Origin of the sequence: Segatella hominis, from assembly GCF_019249725.2 — a bacterium.
In the GTDB taxonomy this organism is placed as follows: Bacteria; Bacteroidota; Bacteroidia; order Bacteroidales; family Bacteroidaceae; genus Prevotella.
Genome location: NZ_CP137559.1, coordinates 1,956,755 through 1,973,274, shown reverse-complemented (window position 1 = coordinate 1,973,274; position 16,520 = coordinate 1,956,755). Strand labels below are relative to the sequence as shown.

The window sequence follows — 16,520 nt, the reverse complement described above, 5'->3', positions numbered from 1 at the left end:
TTGTCGTCCTGAGTCATCCTGATATGAAAGAACTGCAAAGATATGAATAAAATATTTACGATAAAAATTCCCCCCTGCCATTATTGTTATTTATGATTTATTAATAAAAATGAATGTATATGTATCCATTCAGCGGTAGTCAAGAATTAATGTTGCGATAAATGGCATTGACGTTTCCAATAGTAAGCAGTTCTCCTAAAATCCACGATGGTGGGTAAGGCTCTGAGTAGGTTCGTTTGAAATGGAGAATGAACTCCTCTTTAGATTTTATGATATCAGCAAGAGCCTTTATAATCTCATCAAAACTATGTGAAATTTGTGGGACTTTTCCTCAAATTTCTCCTATTTTCTTGACTGGTAGATCTTATACCAATACGTTTACCTTGAGCACCAGTTCTGCTGCCAAGGGTACCCGTGCTGCTGGTACTCATCTCAGTTATGTCTCTCCTAAGCAACAGATGTTCGTATATAATGGTACGGATGCTGCTGTGAAGAGTCTGAAAAGTGCTGAGGTGAATGGCGAAATCGTGCTGAATGTAAACCTCACTCTCAGCGGTCTTTCTTCTGCTATCGCCACGATTGATAAGGCAACCCTTACCCTTCCTGGTTATCTGCAGATTTCATCTGTCAATGGTAATGGCAATGGCGTTCCTGTGGTCAACGGTTCGAAGATTACTGTGGAAAATGTTTCTACAAGCAGCGACCTCCGACTCACCATCAAGGCTAAAAAACTGGATTTCGCAAATCAGGATGCTTATGGTAAGGTTGTCATCGGCAATAATGGCTCTATCAAGATGGACGGTTATTTCGACCTCGGTATTGAGGCTAATATAACGGGTGTTCCTACATCAGCACTGTCCATTGGTGCCAACGTGACAGTCAATGATATTTACTTGAAGTCTGCTACCGGTATCTTCGACCCGGAAATCAATATCTCAAGCTTGGGTGATGTAGCTGTGACAGGTGTTCCTGACTTCCTTTCAGAAGATGGCGTAAGAGCTGACTTGGATAATCCTCAGATTATTCTTTCTATCAAAAATGATATGGATGCAGCGGCTAAGGTGAGCGCAAAGGTGATTTCTACCAAGAACGGTCAGAACTTGGCTACCGTGCAACTCCCTGAGATGCATATGTGCCAAGCTACGAGGTTTATGCACCATTGGCATTTGCTGAGGGTGCTGTCATCGAATATGCAGATGATTTCGACGGTTGGAATGATGATTTGGATGAACTGGAATTGGCAGAGGGTACTTATCTGCGTCTTACTGCTGATGCACAGAATCTGGTTCCTGCTACCCTCATCGTAGAGGCTACTCCACTCGGAGTGGATGGTACAGACATCAGCAACCAGATAGAGGTGAATATCAAGCAGGGTACTGTGAAGGCATCTACTGATGGTGTCAAAGCTGCAACTTCTCCGCTGGAAATCGAACTCCGTGAAAAGGTAAAGGGCGCATTGCAGAAACTCGACGGACTCTCTTATAAGGTAAAAGGTAAGGCAAGCCATGATGGAACTACCGTGATCGGTATCAACCTCAACTCTGAGAAGCATACCCTGAAGTTGGAAAACATCAAGGTGAAACTCGTGGGTAAGGTGATTGGTAACTTCAATTAATGACAGAGAGTAGTAACAGAATAATAACACACATAAAAGACAAAGAAAATGATGAATAAAATATATAAGCATGTCTTGGTTGCCTCTCTGCTCATGATGGGTGGCACCGCAATGGCTCAGACGCTCAATTCCGCTTACTTTACTGACGACTACAAGTTCCGTCACGATATGAACCCGGCTTTTGAGAACAAGCAGAACTATATTACCATCCCAGCTTTGGGTAATATCAATGTCAACCTGCAGGGCAACTTCGGTTACAAGGATGTTGTGACTTTTCCCATCGGTCAGCTCCATTTTCTCACCGCACGGCAATTCTCTACTCCAAAGTATCTGATGATATTTCCTTAGCATTGTGTGCAAGACTTGGTTTTGTTACAGGAGCCTTGCGAATCAATAATCTACATCTCCGCTTTCAGCTTCTGTATCAGTTCTGCCGACAGCCCCGTTATTTCCATCACAGTCGCTTCATCCATGCCCTTTGTCAGCATCTTCTTGGCAATCTCATGGCTTTTCTTTTCCATTCCTTTTTCCATTCCTTCAGCAATACCTTCACGCTTGGCGGTGTCTACGGAATTCTTGATGTCGCGATACGCTATCTTACTGGCTTCGTACTCCCTCAATTCCTGCGGAGTAAACTTGGCAATCTCGGCTTCCTCAAAGAGGCGGTCGAAGACCTTGTCGCATAACTCCTTAGGGCGCTGGGTAAGCTTGTAGAGATTCTTCAGCGCATAGAGCCACTTGTCGTAAAGCGTCTCCAGTTCCTCCAGCGATTTGTTAAACTTGGCTATTTCTACATAGATGAACTCCAGCTTGTCGTAGAACACTTTATGAGTGGCGGTATCGCACAACTGTACACTATGGCGGATTTTTTCCTTTTCGAAGGCTTCCTCGTTCATGTCGAAGTTGAGCAGGGCAACGGTATATACATAGTTGAGTTTGAAGTCCCAATCCTTCCCCTTTGGTGCCTGTTCACGGATAGGGAATGTGGAATAGAACAGGGAGCGGTCCTTGAAATATGTCTGATAGGCATTCTGCATTTCTACGATGAACTTCTCGCCGTTTTCGCCCTCGCAGTATACGTCGAAGATGGCTTTGCGGTCGGTGTAGACGTCTCCCACATGCTCAGGGTTGAGATACGAAACGTCCTTCACAACCTGTTTGCCATCAAACAAACTGTTGAGAAAACAAATCAGCAAATCCTTGTTTATTGCTGTTCCAAAAATTCGCTTGAAGCCGAAGTCGGTCAGCAAGCTGATATATCTTTCTTCTACCTGTATCATACGCATTTTTTTTATTCCTTTGCAGGGATACGTTTTGATTCCTTTGTCTTGATACGTTTTATTCTTTTGCAAAGATACTCTGAAATTTAGTAACTTCCAAATATTTAGGCTGTTTTTTAGCTAAAATGAGTAAGCGTGCTGGATAATATCAATCATACACCTCACCGACGGCACCGATGCCTTCGATACGCTCTATATCGGCTGCGAGAAGTTCCCACAGCACGATTTATACCCATCTCATTAAGGTTGCCGAATTGAGACAATATTGGAAAGGGAACATTTATCCAGAGCGAGACAGGGCTGTTTATGAAGAGCATTTTATTAAAGCTAATGTTTGGAAGAGAAACTTGAAACTAAATCAAATTAGCGATTTTTGGAAACCGGTCGTACCGTTTTGATTATATCCAATTGGAGTTGGTGGGGTCATATAAAAATAAAAGGAATTATGGGCAAATATCGCTTTCCTCGCATACAGGAGGTTCGGAGGCCATACAATATATACGTTTTAATTCTGATATGTAGGAACAACTTATATTATTGGACGAAGAAGGGCATCCGTCCCTCTTTGCTCCTATAATGATAGCCTCGCTTTCGACCTGTGCGCAATTGGAACGTGATAATATCTCATTCCGATTGCAGTCAGGAAGGAAGCGGTATATAGAGAAAGGTGGAAAACTCGGACGCAAGATAGGCTCTGTAAAAACGGAAGAACAGATGAAAGCCGAATATAGGGACGTTATTAGTTTGCTCCGCAAGGGATATTCCATTCGGGATGTGGCAAAGTTGAGTGGTAAAGGGGTAAGTACCGTACAACGAGTGAAGCGATTAATAAGAGTACAATCATCGCAATAATACTATTAATTTTACGTTCTTTTCAAAGAAAGGGGTTGTGCAATAGTGGCTTAAAGGCTAAAAGCACTACCTTTGCATTATAATAATAAGTAACAATACGTTTGAGGTCACAATTTGTGATCTTAAAAATAAAGATAGAAATATGGCAGACATAACGGAAAAGACAGGAAACGGCGAACTGGTCACAAATCGTGACCAGTTGGTTGTTGTAGATAATATAGAGTCTCTAATAAAAGTAATTAGAGGACAGCAAGTTATGCTTGACCGTGACCTTGCCACACTTTATGGCGTTGAAACAAAGCGTCTTAATGAGCAAGTAAAACGTAATATTAAACGATTTCCTGAAGATTTCATGTTTCAATTGACCAAGGACGAATGTTTAAGGTCGCAAATTGCGACCTTAAACGAAGGACGCGGACAACATTTAAAATACATGCCTTACGTATTTACTGAAAACGGAGTCGCTATGCTTAGTAGTGTTTTACGTTCTGACACTGCGATTGAGGTGAATATTCGAATAATGCGAGCTTTCACTTCTATGCGTCACTTTCTACAAAACAATGCCGAAGTGTTTCAGCGTCTCTCGACTATGGAGTACCATCAATTGGAAATGCAACAACACTTGCAAGAATCCGACAAGCGTATAGAAGAAGTGTTTCGCAGATTGGACGAGGGCAATGCAAAGCCGAAGCAGGGTGTGTTCTACAATGGGCAAGTTTATGATGCCTACACTTTCGTGTCCGACTTGGTTAAGAGTGCAAAGAAACGTATTGTCCTTATCGACAACTATGTTGACGAGACCGTACTGACATTGCTCGATAAAAGAGATAATAACGTGTCTGCAATCATCTACACTCAGCAGATAAGCCGTCAGTTCCAACTCGACATAGACCGTCATAATGCTCAATATGCACCGATTGATGTTGAAACATTCCGTTTATCACATGACCGCTTCCTTTGTATAGACGATGATGTGTATCATATAGGAGCATCCATAAAGGACTTGGGCAAAAAGTGGTTTGGTTTCTCCAAGATGGAGATACTTACACCAGATGAATTGGTAGAAAGAATCAACAAAGGGTAATACACTACTATAATACGTATAGCAGAACATTCTCGTTTGTGTATTGTTTTTCGTACTTTTGAATAACATAGAAAAAGATAACTTAAAAAGATAAAATATGGCCAACAAGATATTTCTTTTAGGATTATTTCTGCTTTCTGTTGCCAACGTGAAAGCTCAAACTCTGACGCAAACGGATTCGCTCACAATGGAGACAATGTTGCACAATCTTCCAGAAGTGATGGTAAAAGGTTCTCGCCCCATTGTCAAGGCAGAGCGGGGTATGCTGTCGTACAATATGCCGCTACTCTTAAAACAATTGCCTGCCGACAACGCTTACGAGGCATTGACACGCATACCTGGTGTCAGCGATGCTACTGGCAGCATATCGTTCTCTGGCAATGAGGTGACGCTGATTGTCAACGGACAAGCCACCACATTGACGCAGGAACAACTGACAGAGCGTCTGAAGGCAATGCCTGCCGCACAGTTGGCAAAAGCCGAGGTGATGCTGTCTGCCCCTGCCCGCTATCACGTGCGTGGCATGGCTATCAACATCGTCACGAAAGACTACGCCGGTACCAATCAGCTTTCAGGACAAATCATTGGTGGCATGCGGCAAAACAAATACGCCAATGAGTTTGGTAATTTATATCTTTCCTTGCAAAGAGGCAAGTTTGGACTTGACGCACAATATAAATATGTAAACGGCAATTCCTACGGTGAGTCTTCACGCATAGCCAATCATCCACTTGGCAACAATCGTATACACTATAATGATGAAACCGGGCAGAAGTCGTTTGGCATTACACACGACTACCGACTAGGGATGAATTACACCTTTGGCAAGAACCATCGTCTCGACGTAGCCTATACGGGACAATGGGACAAGACAAACTCAAACAGCCGCACGACAGGTTCAAGCATAAGCGGAATGCATCGTGACAGTCATGAATATCTGCACAATGTGGATGTTAACTATGCGCTTCCTTTCGGACTAACCCTTAGCGGTTCGTACACTTACTATCGCACGCCTCAGCAACAAGCCCTCGATGGTACGATAACTACGGAAAACAAAAATGAAACAGAACGCAACCTGACAAGCGGCAGCGAGCAGACCATCAACAAATGGATGTTCACAGCCGACCAAACCCATTCCTTGGCACACGGCTGGGGATTGTCGTATGGTGTGAAAGGGCAATTCACAAGCAACAAGAGTTATCAGACCACAATAGACAAGGATGGGAGCGTTTTGCCCGATGGGACAAGCAGCGTGGACCTCAACGAGCGTATATGGAACATATATGCAGGTTTCAGCAAGCAGATAAACAAGGCTATTAGTCTTGAAGCATCTGTTGCTGCCGAGCAATATCACTCTCCCATATGGGATAAATGGCGCGTATATCCTACGCTCAATGCTTTGTGGAACGTCAATGACAACCATTTGCTCAATCTATCATTCAGTTCCAACTCTGAGTTCCCGAGTTATTGGTCCACTATGAGCAATGTGTTCTACTCGTCCACCTACACCGAGATACATGGCAATCCCGATTTGAAACCCTTCTCTTATTATAATGTCAATCTGATGTGGCAGATAAAGCGACGTTATACGCTTATGGCTTTTGCAAGTCTGAAACCTGATTATTCTGTGCAGTTGCCATATCAAACCACAGACCGCATGGCAGTGATAATGAAGGAAACCAACTTCGACTATTCCAATAGCTTTGGATTGCAAGCATCAGCCATATTCAGTGCAGGCAAATGGCTCAACGGAAACGTGTTTGCAGTAGGAACCTACAAGCACGACAAGAGCAGCCACTTCTTCGACTTGCCGTTCAATCGCAAGAAACTGTCGGTTAGACTTGGAGGCACGGCATCCGTAAAACTATGCAGCACGCAGGACTTGCGTCTCATTCTTAATCCGTTCATTCAGTCAAAGGCAATACAAGGAGTTTACGACATAAGTCCTATCTTCAGAATGAATGCCAAACTGCAATGGTCTTCGCATGATGGAAGATGGGGATTGCGCCTTAATGGCAACAACATCTTCAACAATAAATACGATACCCGTTCCGTGCAAGGCAACCAAGACTACCGTATGAAGATCAACTACAGCTGGGCATCTGTCACCTTCGCAGTTATCTATAAGTTTGGTGGCTACAAGGAGAAGACGGTCAAGGAGGTAGATACCTCGCGCATGGGACACTGAGGATGGTATAACTTTTAGCATGTAAATATAGAAATAAAAAGTGCATCACCAAGATGTTCAAGTCTCTTGGAAAATAGGGAAGAACAGATGAAAGCCGAATATAGGGAAGTAGTAAGTTTGCTCCGCAAGGGATATTCCGTTCAGGATGTGGCAAAGTTGAGTGGTAAAGGGGTAAGTACCGTACAACGAGTGAAGCGATTAATAAAAGTGCATCACCGCAATAATACTATTGATTTTACGTTCTTTTCAAAAAAAGGGGTTGTGCAATAGTGGCTTAAAGGCTAAAAGCACTACCTTTGTAAATAATATCAAAACAGAGTATAATGGAAGAAAACAATATAACAGTAGATAAAGCTGTCCAAACCATAAAAGGGGCAATTTTGCGAGCTCAAGCACAGGCGAGCCAGTCAAGTAATGCCATACAGTTGTCTTTATATTATGGTATAGGGCGTTATGTGTCTATCAATTTACAGCAAGCACATTGGGGCGCAAAAGCTCTTGATAGTATTAGTGAGAGATTGCAGCGTGAATTACCAGGATTAAGAGGCTTTTCTTCAGGCAACTTGAAGAAAATGCGTATCTTCTATGAGGAATGGCAATGCCTTTCAATTGGTTCGCCATTGGCGAACCAATTACAACAGCTTGAAAATAAGATAGAAGAAGGTGTTGAAATAGGAGAAAAGACACTCCTTTGTATTAACAGACCTATAGAGTCAGCAGACTTACGTATAGAGGATTTTGTGGGCATTAGTTTCACTCATCATATGGAAATTTTGCATAAAACTACCACTTTAGATGAGCGTATCTACTACATACATCAAGTGAACTTGCACCATTGGAACAAGTACGTATTACGGAAATACTTATCTGATGATCTATATCACCATCAAGGCAATATGCCTAACAATTTTCCGAAAGCGATACCAGACTTCAAGCAATCAATGAAAACAATATCAATGTTTAAGGATGAATATTTGCTTGATTTCATCAATACTGAAAATTTGGGATTGGAGATAGAGGATATTGACGAACGTGTAGTTGAGCAAGAAATTGTAAGAAACATGCGCGATTTCATTCTTCAATTCGGAAAGGATTTTATCTTTATGGGTAACCAGTATCGTGTCGTACTTGAAGGAGAAGAAATGTTCATAGATCTTTTGTTCTTTAGTCGAGAACTTGCAGCAATGGTAGCCGTAGAACTAAAATACGGTAAGTTCAAGCCTTCATATTTGGGACAACTATGTACATATCTACAGGCATTAGACCTTACTGTTAAAAAAACACACGAAAATCCTTCTATTGGTATTGTGTTATGCAAAGAAATGAACAAGGCTTTTGTTGACATTGTTGTGAGGAACTACGACAGCCCAATGGGAGTAGCAACATATAAAACCAAACAGGATATGCCTGAAGAATTACAGAAGGCTTTGCCTGATTTGGATAAGATGAAAGATTTATATTGCAAATCGTTGTAAATGTGTATTCACATTTTATAAAATACTTATTAAGGAGTAAGGCTATAATGTTCTTACTCCTTTTTCGTATCTGTCACAATGGATGTTAGGGGCTTTAGATGGCGATGTCGTACTTTTTATACTTTTATATACAGCAATAACTGTCATCCAAATGTTAAAATCGGACAGGATTGGCAGAAAATCCACGTAAACCTTGCAATAAAACTAGGAAATTGCCGTTTTTTATGGTGTAACTTTGTAAGGTTAAACTAAATAATAAGAAATGAAGAAATTCGTGATTTGCCTTCTCGCTTTTCTTATTTGTGGTTGTAGAAGAACGATTGATTTCGATTTCGACACCTACAAACAATCTCTCCATATCAGTAATGGCTATTTTTATAACTTATGTTTTGAAAATGACTCCGTTCTTCCAAATGGAAAATCATACGAAGGCGCATTATTTTTGATATGGCAAGATTCATTATGTGTACCTCCTGCAAAAATTGATTTGAACAACTATATTCCAAATGGATATATTGTTAGCCGTGGTGGAATACCATCATCTGAAAGAAAGATAAAACTAAAAGCGAACTCCACCTATACAATTTCATCCACAGGCTTGGGTGCTGTGGAATGTCGTATTAAGGCTTGGACAAATCGCAATGGGAAAATTTTAAAAGCAGTCAAATATTGACTATAAAAACCTAATCTTAGAATCCTTGAAAAGAAAAGTTGAATGTTCAATCAGAAATTTTACTATATGTGGCAAAAGTATTTCATAGTAATAATTTTGTTCTGTTTGTATGCCTGTAAAGGTGAAAGAAAAGAGCAAAATATAAACTCAACAATAATTGAGAAGAAATGGGCGAAAGATTGCAGTAATGATTCCAAAATTCATGTTTTATCGTCTAATGCTCAATTTGCAAATGGGAAAAAAGTTCTAACGAACAAGCAGGAATATATGCAAATGACAAAAGATTGCATATATAATGTAGAAACTCTTGTTGCGAAATATCTTGACGACAAAGATAAAAATCATTATTCTAATAAAAACAATACAATAGATTGTTATTTTAGACAATACTTATGCTATAAAGAAAATATGCATCTTTTTGTATTCGCAAATCTGTATGCATATAGAACTACAAAATATGAAATAAATACGACCAACGCATTTGCAGATAATCCTAAAAATCATGTTATTAATCCTCTCAATGGCAACAATAAGGACTATAAAATGTTGTTAGTGAACTTATCAGAAAGGTCAATATGTAGTTTTCATTAAAGTTTTCAATATGAAGTATATTATAACATTTGCAATGTGTTTGTTCTTGATGTGCTCTTGTGACAATCATGATTTTGAACTATCTGAAAAAGAACAAGTTTTTTACATCAACCAAATGCTGTATTTTTCCATTGAGCCATGGGACAGCCTTAGCAAAGCATATTCTTATGACTTTTTCCTACGAAACCCGAAACCATGCAAGGAAGTTGACACCATTTATTTAGAAAGGAAGATTCCAAATAAATTTGAAGTAATTGAAACCTCTTCATACACACGAGAATATAATCGCGACCCTTCATTCATTAAATTATTGCCAAATACACAATATATAGTAGCACATACTGGAATGGGCGCCACAGTAAATATTTTCAAATATTATTATACTGACCCTTTTGGTAAATTACATGCTAATGATTCACTGAATGAACATATTAACGTGGACTCCATCCGAATCCGCCTTAATAGATAAAGCATTTGTCTTGCGCCCAACCAACGTAGGGCAATGGCTTTTCCTTTGTGGGCAGCAGCCATCGGCATCATCTTCTGTTACGCTTCGCTTCATCTGCACCTTTTTTGGTGAGAACAAAGATTTTCTCGAACACCGTACCGATGGCACTGATGCCTTCGATACCCTCTATATCGGCTGCGAAAAAATTCCACAACACGATTTATATCCAATTGCGATTGGTGGGGTGAGATAACCAATATTTTACGTTAATAAGTCTTTAGACATTTGGAATTTCTGCAAATAAATGCTATTTTTGCAAATTAAATAATAATTTATACCTAATAAAACGAGAATGAATATGAAGAAGATTTTAACAATGCTATTTTCATTGCTAACTGTTGTGATATTAAGCAGTTGCGATGAAGTGAAAGACTCGCCCCTTTTGTTTAAGGCTACTTCAAACACTAATCCTGAATATATAAGTGTCAGCTATTATCCCGAAGAAATAGGTTATACTCTTTACCCTAAGGAATCGAAATACTTCATCTATTCGTACACTTATATTGATGGTGATTTAGAGCTGACATGCACTAACTGCGACAATATTAACTATTCATTAGATTGCAGTTTTGGAATAGTAAAAAACAATAAAGGGAAAAATATCTCTGCCACCGAGGAAGAGGTTGGTGTCTCTGTGAAAAATACCGATAATAAGACACTTCGCATTCACTTTGCCAAGTTGAAGGATGAAGATTTGCCGTTGGGCTTCTTAGGCGCACGAGCCACTATAAAAGTATATGGTCGAGTAGGAGGAAAAGATGTAACCACAAATATTTCAGTTTATCGCTCAAACCTTCGTAAGCAACCTGATGATGACGTTAGTAAAAAGTAAAGACATCAAAGACTATGAAACTTCAATGAAGTGAAATCCCTCCTAATCCGCCTTTTCAGATAAAGCCTTTGTCTTGCGCCCAACCAACGTAGGATGAAGGCTTTTCTTTTTTCAGCGGTATGCTCCGCCTTCAGCACCTCCTTCGCTTCGCTCTCCGCACCTTTGGCTTTTGCAATCTCTCAGGCGTGAGAGTCAATAACGAAAGGTAGCCATGACTTTTCCCATCGGTCAGCTCCATTTTCTCACCGCACGGCAATTCTCTACTCCAAAGTATCTGATGATATTTCCTTAGCATTGTATGCAAGACTTGGTTTTGTTACAGGAGCCTTGCGAATCAATAATCTACATCTCCGCTTTCAGCTGCTGTATCAGTTCTGCCGACAGCCCCGTTATTTCCATCACAGTCGCTTCATCCATGCCCTTTGTCAGCATCTTCTTGGCAATCTCATGGCTTTTCTTTTCCATTCCTTTTTCCATTCCTTCAGCAATACCTTCACGCTTGGCGGTGTCTACGGAATTCTTGATGTCGCGATACGCTATCTTACTGGCTTCGTACTCCCTCAATTCCTGCGGAGTAAACTTGGCAATCTCGGCTTCCTCAAAGAGGCGGTCGAAGACCTTGTCGCATAACTCCTTAGGGCGCTGGGTAAGCTTGTAGAGATTCTTCAGCGCATAGAGCCACTTGTCGTAAAGCGTCTCCAGTTCCTCCAGCGATTTGTTAAACTTGGCTATTTCTACATAGATGAACTCCAGCTTGTCGTAGAACACTTTATGAGTGGCGGTATCGCACAACTGTACACTATGGCGGATTTTTTCCTTTTCGAAGGCTTCCTCGTTCATGTCGAAGTTGAGCAGGGCAACGGTATATACATAGTTGAGTTTGAAGTCCCAATCCTTCCCCTTTGGTGCCTGCTCACGGATAGGAAATGTGGAATAGAACAGGGAGCGGTCCTTGAAATATGTCTGATAGGCATTCTGCATTTCTACGATGAACTTCTCGCCGTTTTCGCCCTCGCAGTATACGTCGAAGATGGCTTTGCGGTCGGTGTAGACGTCTCCCACATGCTCAGGGTTGAGATACGAAACGTCCTTCACAACCTGTTTGCCATCAAACAAACTGTTGAGAAAACAAATCAGCAAATCCTTGTTTATTGCTGTTCCAAAAATTCGCTTGAAGCCGAAGTCGGTCAGCAAGCTGATATATCTTTCTTCTACCTGTATCATACGCATTTTTTTATTCCTTTGCAGGGATACGTTTTGATTCCTTTGTCTTGATACGTTTTATTCTTTTGCAAAGATACTCTGAAATTTAGTAACTTCCAAATATTTAGGCTGTTTTTTAGCTAAAATGAGTAAGCGTGCTGGATAATATCAATCATATACCTCACCGACGGCACCGATGCCTTCGATACGCTCTATATCGGCTGTGAGAAGTTCTCACAGCACGATTTGTATCCAATTGCTATTGGTGGAGTAAGATAATTGCTAATTTTTGCAGAAAATAAAAAGAAACTTTGTATCTTTGTCGACAAATAAAAAGAAGTATGAAAAAGATAGTTTTTATTCTACTCATTTTTTGTAGTTTTCTTGTAGTATGGGGATGCAATAAGAATAAAACGAAATGTGTTCCACAGAAAGAAGCAACTTCTGATTCTTCTATGAGAAGTAATGACGACACTCTAAGCCTTATGATAGAGCATGAGGTTGACGATGTTGATTATGGAGTGATTATAAAACGTGGCGACAAGACCATTCATCGCTTCGGATACAAATATCCTGAAGATGATGATCTTGTACCAAATGAAGAACGTATTGATAGTTGTCTGTTGACTGACTTGAATTTTGACGGTATAAAAGAAGATGTGCTGTTTTATTTGGGTAGCTTTGGTGCTTCTGGCACTAAACATTTTGATGCATATGTTTGGAATCCTAATACTGAGCATTATGACAAAATTGAAGAATTCAAAGATATTCCAAACCCCAAAATCAGCGACAAATACAAGTGTATTCTTTCAAAAGTGCATGTTTCTTCCGCAGAGAACGAATATGTAAAATATGTATGCACCAATGGACATCTCATTAAGGTTGCCGAATTGAGACAATATTGGAAAGGGAACATTTATCCAGAGCGAGACAGGGCTGTTTATGAAGAGCATTTTATTAAAGCTAATGTTTGGAAGAGAAACTTGAAACTAAATCAAATTAGCGATTTCTGGAAACCGGTCGTACCGTTTTGATTATATCCAATTGGAGTTGGTGGGGTCATATAAAAATAAAAGGAATTATGGGCAAATATCGCTTTCCTCGCATACAGGAGGTTCGGAGGCTATACAATATATACGTTTTTTGAATGCAATAATAAGTAACAACACGTTTAAGGTCACAATTTGTGATCTCAAAAATAAAGATAGAAATATGGCGGATAATATAGAACATCAAGATAAAGGAGAACTGGTCGCAAATTGCGACCTTAAACGAAGGATGCGGACAGCATTTGAAATACATGCCTTACGTATTTACTGAAAACGGAGTCTCTATGCTTAGTAGTGTTTTACGTTCTGACACTGCGATTGAGGTGAATATTCGAATAATGCGAGCCTTTGTTTCCATGCGCCACTTCATGGTGAATAATGCTTCTATGTTCAGCCGCTTAGAAACAATAGAATATCACCAGTTGGAAATTTCAAGAAAAAGAACTTAATACATAAATATAAAGTAAGCAATGAAAAGGATTTGGATTTTTCTGATGGCGATGCTCAGCATCGTTTCTTTTACAGGTTGTGATATGACTGAGGAACCTAACGGACCAGTTACAGTTACTGACTATGACAATCTGTTCGATGGGACTTATACTATTAACAACGATGGATGCTGTGTGCTTAAAGGATTAAAGCCCGTAAGTGCTGCTGACATTGAAAATAAGGTAAAGGGCTATGGATGGAAAGTCATAGGCATGTATAAAGTGCAGGATAACGGCAGACTTTCACAAACAGACTACCGCAAGACAGTCGATAACTGCGGATATGTAGATTATTGGTTTGAGCCAGATGGTCATCTGATAGGTCTCCACCATGGCGATACCGATGGTAAGTTCTATAATAAGACAGAATGGTTTTATGATGCTGTAACTGGATTCATCATGCGTGGTTCAGCAAGTCAAAGTATGCAAAGCCGCTATATGCAAGTGTTGTCTGTAGTTACGCTTCAAGGAAAGAAGTCAAACAAATTCTATATGTACACAATGCAGAAACTGGGCGATGCAACCGATGAGCATGGAAATCTGAAACCATTCTACGGCATGGTGGTTTATAAGCGCATGACGGACAACGAACTTGAGGCAACCAAGAAAGCTTATGGTTACGATGCAAACGTAAACTATACGATAGACTCTGAACATAACAATAATAATATAGTCTCGCCGTTATATAAGAAAAACAATAGTAATGAAAAAGATATCAATGGTCATTGTGGCTATTTCAGCCATGATTAGTTTAAGCGGATGCCATGAGGATCCTACTTATGTGGATTCTTACTTCCAGCGTCAAAGTGTAATTGAGGAGCTGAGTAATGAGCTTAAAGGACAATACAGCAGTATATTCATTCCTGTAATCTATAATGCATCGCAAGAACAGATGGATTATAAAAGTTTATGGAAGGGTGAGGTCACAGAAAATGGTCAACCTATCATCCACTACACTTTTGGAGGGTACGAAAACCGGACTGTCACCTTACAGCAAGTCCCAATCAGCTGGATAAGTTTTGTCATAAAAGATACTAAATTGGCAGAAGCAGTCAAGCTGTTGCCCGATTATGATATTTCGATACTTTATTCTTTTGCAAGCTCAGACGAAGAAACAGGAGGAGCGAGCAAAATGGGGAAAATCATATATAGCGATAGCAAAGTACCAGTGACATTGAACTATGGCGGACAGCAGCATCTTGTGCTTTTCAACTTTAAATGTCCTTCGCAATTTGTTTTTGATGCAGACAAGCGTCCTATCTCTCCGGGAAGGATCCAACTGGAACTCAAATCTATTATTGTTGACAATGTAATTGTCCAAGAAATTGATGGCTATTCAGGAGAAGAGTTCTTTCTTAGTATTATGGGCAAAACAGATCCAATCTCGAAATGAATGAGACGAACTGGCGGTATCAACTATCGGCAATGTGGAATCATGGGAATTTGGCTATCGAAGCTAATGCAAACAATTTATTCATGATGAAGAATCACATTGTAGATGAATTATCTGCATCATATTATTCTTTCAAACAAATAGATCAAAGTAGTAGTTATAATCAGTAGGCAACTTTAAAGATTGTTTATAGTTTTGACTACGGCAAGAAGACATCCAAAACACCTGATTATAAACATCAAAATAGTGAAAGTGCAATCTTAAAATAAGAAGGCAAAGACATAATCAAGTCATTGGTAACATGTTCATGCGAAATGCAAATTAAAAATTACGAATTATGAAAAAAATACCATCTATAATAATTGTAGTTTGGGGAATAGCGGTATTATGTACACTATTCTTGAGTTCATGCAAGCGACCAGAGGTCTTAGACAATAGTACTCTTGTAAATAGCGCAAGAAACGTGGCTTTGACCTTTGGTCCTGCGTATGTTCCATTTTTTAAAGAGGCTAACGTATCGGATGTTCAAGTTTTCAAAAAGAAGGATTACGGAGGAGACAGCCGCCCTCAAATAAGAAAACAGATAGGAAGAAAGTTCTATACTGTAACTTTTACATATGATAGTACTGCCGTTAAATTTGATTTTGGATTTGCAGCAAGAGTCAGAATATGGAAAGATACAGGGGAACCATTAGATGTTATATTTGGTAATGGTTGGGGAAGAAATTTTTTCTTTTTAAGTTTTAAGGAACAAACAGATCATTCTGCAAATGACTATGAGAAAGTGGCTTCTGACTCTATTGTTAAAGTTCCATTGCAAACTGTACATGAACCAGAGAACATTTGGAATTCCAATGCTGACAACAAACAAGACAGCCTATCAACAAGGGATTTTCTAACAAATACAGAGAAAGAGAAAATAAAAGAATTGGCTTCACAAGTACCAGATAGCATAAGAAATCGTTTTGCAGTTTTAGTGGATAAATGGAATTTTGCAATAGACCATAATCCTAAGACGCGATATAGTGCAAGCATACATTCATATGCAAAATTGCCTGAGTTCATTCCTCTCAAATCAATGGGAAAACAAATAGTTCCACTAATTATGGAACGAATGATAAACTCTTCCGATTTTTATTTTCTTGTTCTTTATGAAGCTGTTCTGGAAGGAAATGAAACGAAAGACGATTCTAAGTTTAGCGAAAGCGAACAAATCAGAGCTATAAGGTGTGTAAAAAAATGGCTGGAAAAACAATAATAGGCAAGTTCTTCTATTATAATTGAATCTA

General features: G+C 39.7%; 18 protein-coding genes and 3 pseudogenes. 16 read left to right on the top strand and 5 right to left on the bottom strand.

From position 1 onward, the window contains the following. Positions 1-148: 148 nt before the first annotated feature. Positions 149-271 (bottom strand): annotated as a pseudogene (locus KUA50_RS08220) (Abi family protein); the annotation flags it as partial. A gap of 79 nt (positions 272-350) precedes the next feature. Between KUA50_RS08220 and KUA50_RS08215 the strand changes: the two are divergent. The 3 genes from KUA50_RS08215 to KUA50_RS08205 are packed head-to-tail and all read left to right on the top strand — an operon-like array spanning position 351 to position 1,963. Then, positions 351-1,307: a hypothetical protein gene (locus tag KUA50_RS08215; protein WP_218457316.1), complete on the top strand. Its 957-nt coding sequence runs from the start codon at positions 351-353 to the stop codon at positions 1,305-1,307. Next, positions 1,223-1,615, top strand: a complete 393-nt coding sequence (locus tag KUA50_RS08210; RefSeq protein WP_218457317.1) for a hypothetical protein — start codon at positions 1,223-1,225, stop codon at positions 1,613-1,615. The genes KUA50_RS08215 and KUA50_RS08210 overlap by 85 nt, the downstream gene beginning before the upstream one ends. A 48-nt stretch (positions 1,616-1,663) precedes the next feature. Next, positions 1,664-1,963 (top strand): DUF5723 family protein, encoded by a 300-nt coding sequence (locus tag KUA50_RS08205; RefSeq protein WP_218457318.1) that lies wholly within the window; start codon positions 1,664-1,666, stop codon positions 1,961-1,963. A gap of 50 nt (positions 1,964-2,013) precedes the next feature. On the opposite strand, the gene KUA50_RS08200 is transcribed toward KUA50_RS08205, so the two are convergent. Next, complete coding sequence (locus KUA50_RS08200) at positions 2,014-2,895, bottom strand: Rpn family recombination-promoting nuclease/putative transposase (RefSeq protein WP_413777417.1); 882 nt, start codon at positions 2,893-2,895, stop codon at positions 2,014-2,016. 522 nt (positions 2,896-3,417) lie between these two features. On the opposite strand from KUA50_RS08200, the pseudogene KUA50_RS08195 reads away from it, so the two are divergent. The 8 genes and pseudogenes from KUA50_RS08195 to KUA50_RS08160 all read left to right on the top strand — a co-directional run. Next, positions 3,418-3,747: pseudogene (locus KUA50_RS08195) on the top strand (helix-turn-helix domain-containing protein); the annotation flags it as partial. 142 nt (positions 3,748-3,889) lie between these two features. Further along, positions 3,890-4,831 carry an ORF6N domain-containing protein gene (locus KUA50_RS08190; RefSeq protein WP_218458218.1) on the top strand — a complete coding sequence of 314 codons (942 nt, stop codon included), beginning with the start codon at positions 3,890-3,892 and terminating at the stop codon, positions 4,829-4,831. 97 nt (positions 4,832-4,928) lie between these two features. Further along, entirely contained in the window at positions 4,929-7,019 is a 2,091-nt protein-coding gene (locus tag KUA50_RS08185) for an outer membrane beta-barrel protein (RefSeq protein ID WP_218458219.1), read from the top strand. A gap of 81 nt (positions 7,020-7,100) precedes the next feature. Beyond that, positions 7,101-7,289 (top strand): annotated as a pseudogene (locus KUA50_RS08180) (helix-turn-helix domain-containing protein); the annotation flags it as partial. Between the two features lie 53 nt (positions 7,290-7,342). Then, the gene (locus KUA50_RS08175; RefSeq protein ID WP_218458220.1) at positions 7,343-8,494 is read left to right on the top strand and encodes a PDDEXK nuclease domain-containing protein; all 1,152 of its coding nucleotides are present in this window, start codon (positions 7,343-7,345) and stop codon (positions 8,492-8,494) included. A gap of 262 nt (positions 8,495-8,756) precedes the next feature. Next, a complete protein-coding gene (locus KUA50_RS08170; RefSeq protein WP_218458221.1) occupies positions 8,757-9,167 on the top strand; it encodes a hypothetical protein in 411 nt (136 codons plus the stop codon). A 66-nt stretch (positions 9,168-9,233) separates the two neighbouring features. Further along, positions 9,234-9,758 carry a hypothetical protein gene (locus KUA50_RS08165; protein WP_218458222.1) on the top strand — a complete coding sequence of 175 codons (525 nt, stop codon included), beginning with the start codon at positions 9,234-9,236 and terminating at the stop codon, positions 9,756-9,758. Between the two features lie 10 nt (positions 9,759-9,768). Beyond that, complete coding sequence (locus KUA50_RS08160) at positions 9,769-10,227, top strand: hypothetical protein (RefSeq protein WP_218458223.1); 459 nt, start codon at positions 9,769-9,771, stop codon at positions 10,225-10,227. Positions 10,228-10,294: 67 nt separating this feature from the next. Here KUA50_RS08160 and KUA50_RS08155 read toward each other — a convergent pair whose 3' ends face one another. Further along, positions 10,295-10,423, bottom strand: coding sequence for a hypothetical protein (locus tag KUA50_RS08155; RefSeq protein ID WP_256624390.1), 129 nt, complete (start codon positions 10,421-10,423; stop codon positions 10,295-10,297). A gap of 141 nt (positions 10,424-10,564) precedes the next feature. On the opposite strand from KUA50_RS08155, the gene KUA50_RS08150 reads away from it, so the two are divergent. Next, positions 10,565-11,098, top strand: a complete 534-nt coding sequence (locus KUA50_RS08150; protein WP_218458224.1) for a hypothetical protein — start codon at positions 10,565-10,567, stop codon at positions 11,096-11,098. Positions 11,099-11,228: 130 nt separating this feature from the next. On the opposite strand, the gene KUA50_RS16880 is transcribed toward KUA50_RS08150, so the two are convergent. Both KUA50_RS16880 and KUA50_RS08145 read right to left on the bottom strand, forming a co-directional pair. Further along, complete coding sequence (locus KUA50_RS16880; protein ID WP_411197434.1) at positions 11,229-11,393, bottom strand: DUF6994 family protein; 165 nt, start codon at positions 11,391-11,393, stop codon at positions 11,229-11,231. Between the two features lie 47 nt (positions 11,394-11,440). Continuing rightward, on the bottom strand, positions 11,441-12,322 hold the full coding sequence (locus tag KUA50_RS08145; RefSeq protein ID WP_288698635.1) for an Rpn family recombination-promoting nuclease/putative transposase: 882 nt from the start codon (positions 12,320-12,322) through the stop codon (positions 11,441-11,443). Between the two features lie 320 nt (positions 12,323-12,642). Here KUA50_RS08145 and KUA50_RS08140 point away from each other — a divergent pair, with 320 nt between their 5' ends. The 4 genes from KUA50_RS08140 (at position 12,643) to KUA50_RS08125 (ending at position 16,489) form a co-directional block, all read left to right on the top strand. After that, positions 12,643-13,335 (top strand): XAC2610-related protein, encoded by a 693-nt coding sequence (locus KUA50_RS08140; protein WP_318346012.1) that lies wholly within the window; start codon positions 12,643-12,645, stop codon positions 13,333-13,335. A 485-nt stretch (positions 13,336-13,820) separates the two neighbouring features. Next, complete coding sequence (locus KUA50_RS08135) at positions 13,821-14,588, top strand: hypothetical protein (RefSeq protein WP_318346011.1); 768 nt, start codon at positions 13,821-13,823, stop codon at positions 14,586-14,588. Further along, entirely contained in the window at positions 14,542-15,231 is a 690-nt protein-coding gene (locus KUA50_RS08130; protein WP_218456795.1) for a DUF4840 domain-containing protein, read from the top strand. Before KUA50_RS08135 ends, KUA50_RS08130 begins: the two co-directional genes overlap by 47 nt. A gap of 337 nt (positions 15,232-15,568) precedes the next feature. Continuing rightward, a complete protein-coding gene (locus tag KUA50_RS08125; RefSeq protein ID WP_218456796.1) occupies positions 15,569-16,489 on the top strand; it encodes a hypothetical protein in 921 nt (306 codons plus the stop codon). Positions 16,490-16,520: the final 31 nt, after the last annotated feature.

Bases quoted from the DNA above. Each gene is read 5' to 3' on its own strand.
- KUA50_RS08205 (WP_218457318.1), top strand. From the start codon at position 1,664: ATGATGAATAAAATATATAAGCATGTCTTGGTTGCCTCTCTGCTCATG.
- KUA50_RS08200 (WP_413777417.1), bottom strand. From the start codon at position 2,895: ATGATACAGGTAGAAGAAAGATATATCAGCTTGCTGACCGACTTCGGC.
- KUA50_RS08190 (WP_218458218.1), top strand. From the start codon at position 3,890: ATGGCAGACATAACGGAAAAGACAGGAAACGGCGAACTGGTCACAAAT.
- KUA50_RS08185 (WP_218458219.1), top strand. From the start codon at position 4,929: ATGGCCAACAAGATATTTCTTTTAGGATTATTTCTGCTTTCTGTTGCC.
- KUA50_RS08175 (WP_218458220.1), top strand. From the start codon at position 7,343: ATGGAAGAAAACAATATAACAGTAGATAAAGCTGTCCAAACCATAAAA.
- KUA50_RS08170 (WP_218458221.1), top strand. From the start codon at position 8,757: ATGAAGAAATTCGTGATTTGCCTTCTCGCTTTTCTTATTTGTGGTTGT.
- KUA50_RS08165 (WP_218458222.1), top strand. From the start codon at position 9,234: ATGTGGCAAAAGTATTTCATAGTAATAATTTTGTTCTGTTTGTATGCC.
- KUA50_RS08160 (WP_218458223.1), top strand. From the start codon at position 9,769: ATGAAGTATATTATAACATTTGCAATGTGTTTGTTCTTGATGTGCTCT.
- KUA50_RS08150 (WP_218458224.1), top strand. From the start codon at position 10,565: ATGAAGAAGATTTTAACAATGCTATTTTCATTGCTAACTGTTGTGATA.
- KUA50_RS16880 (WP_411197434.1), bottom strand. From the start codon at position 11,393: ATGCTAAGGAAATATCATCAGATACTTTGGAGTAGAGAATTGCCGTGC.
- KUA50_RS08145 (WP_288698635.1), bottom strand. From the start codon at position 12,322: ATGATACAGGTAGAAGAAAGATATATCAGCTTGCTGACCGACTTCGGC.
- KUA50_RS08140 (WP_318346012.1), top strand. From the start codon at position 12,643: ATGAAAAAGATAGTTTTTATTCTACTCATTTTTTGTAGTTTTCTTGTA.
- KUA50_RS08135 (WP_318346011.1), top strand. From the start codon at position 13,821: ATGAAAAGGATTTGGATTTTTCTGATGGCGATGCTCAGCATCGTTTCT.
- KUA50_RS08130 (WP_218456795.1), top strand. From the start codon at position 14,542: ATGAAAAAGATATCAATGGTCATTGTGGCTATTTCAGCCATGATTAGT.
- KUA50_RS08125 (WP_218456796.1), top strand. From the start codon at position 15,569: ATGAAAAAAATACCATCTATAATAATTGTAGTTTGGGGAATAGCGGTA.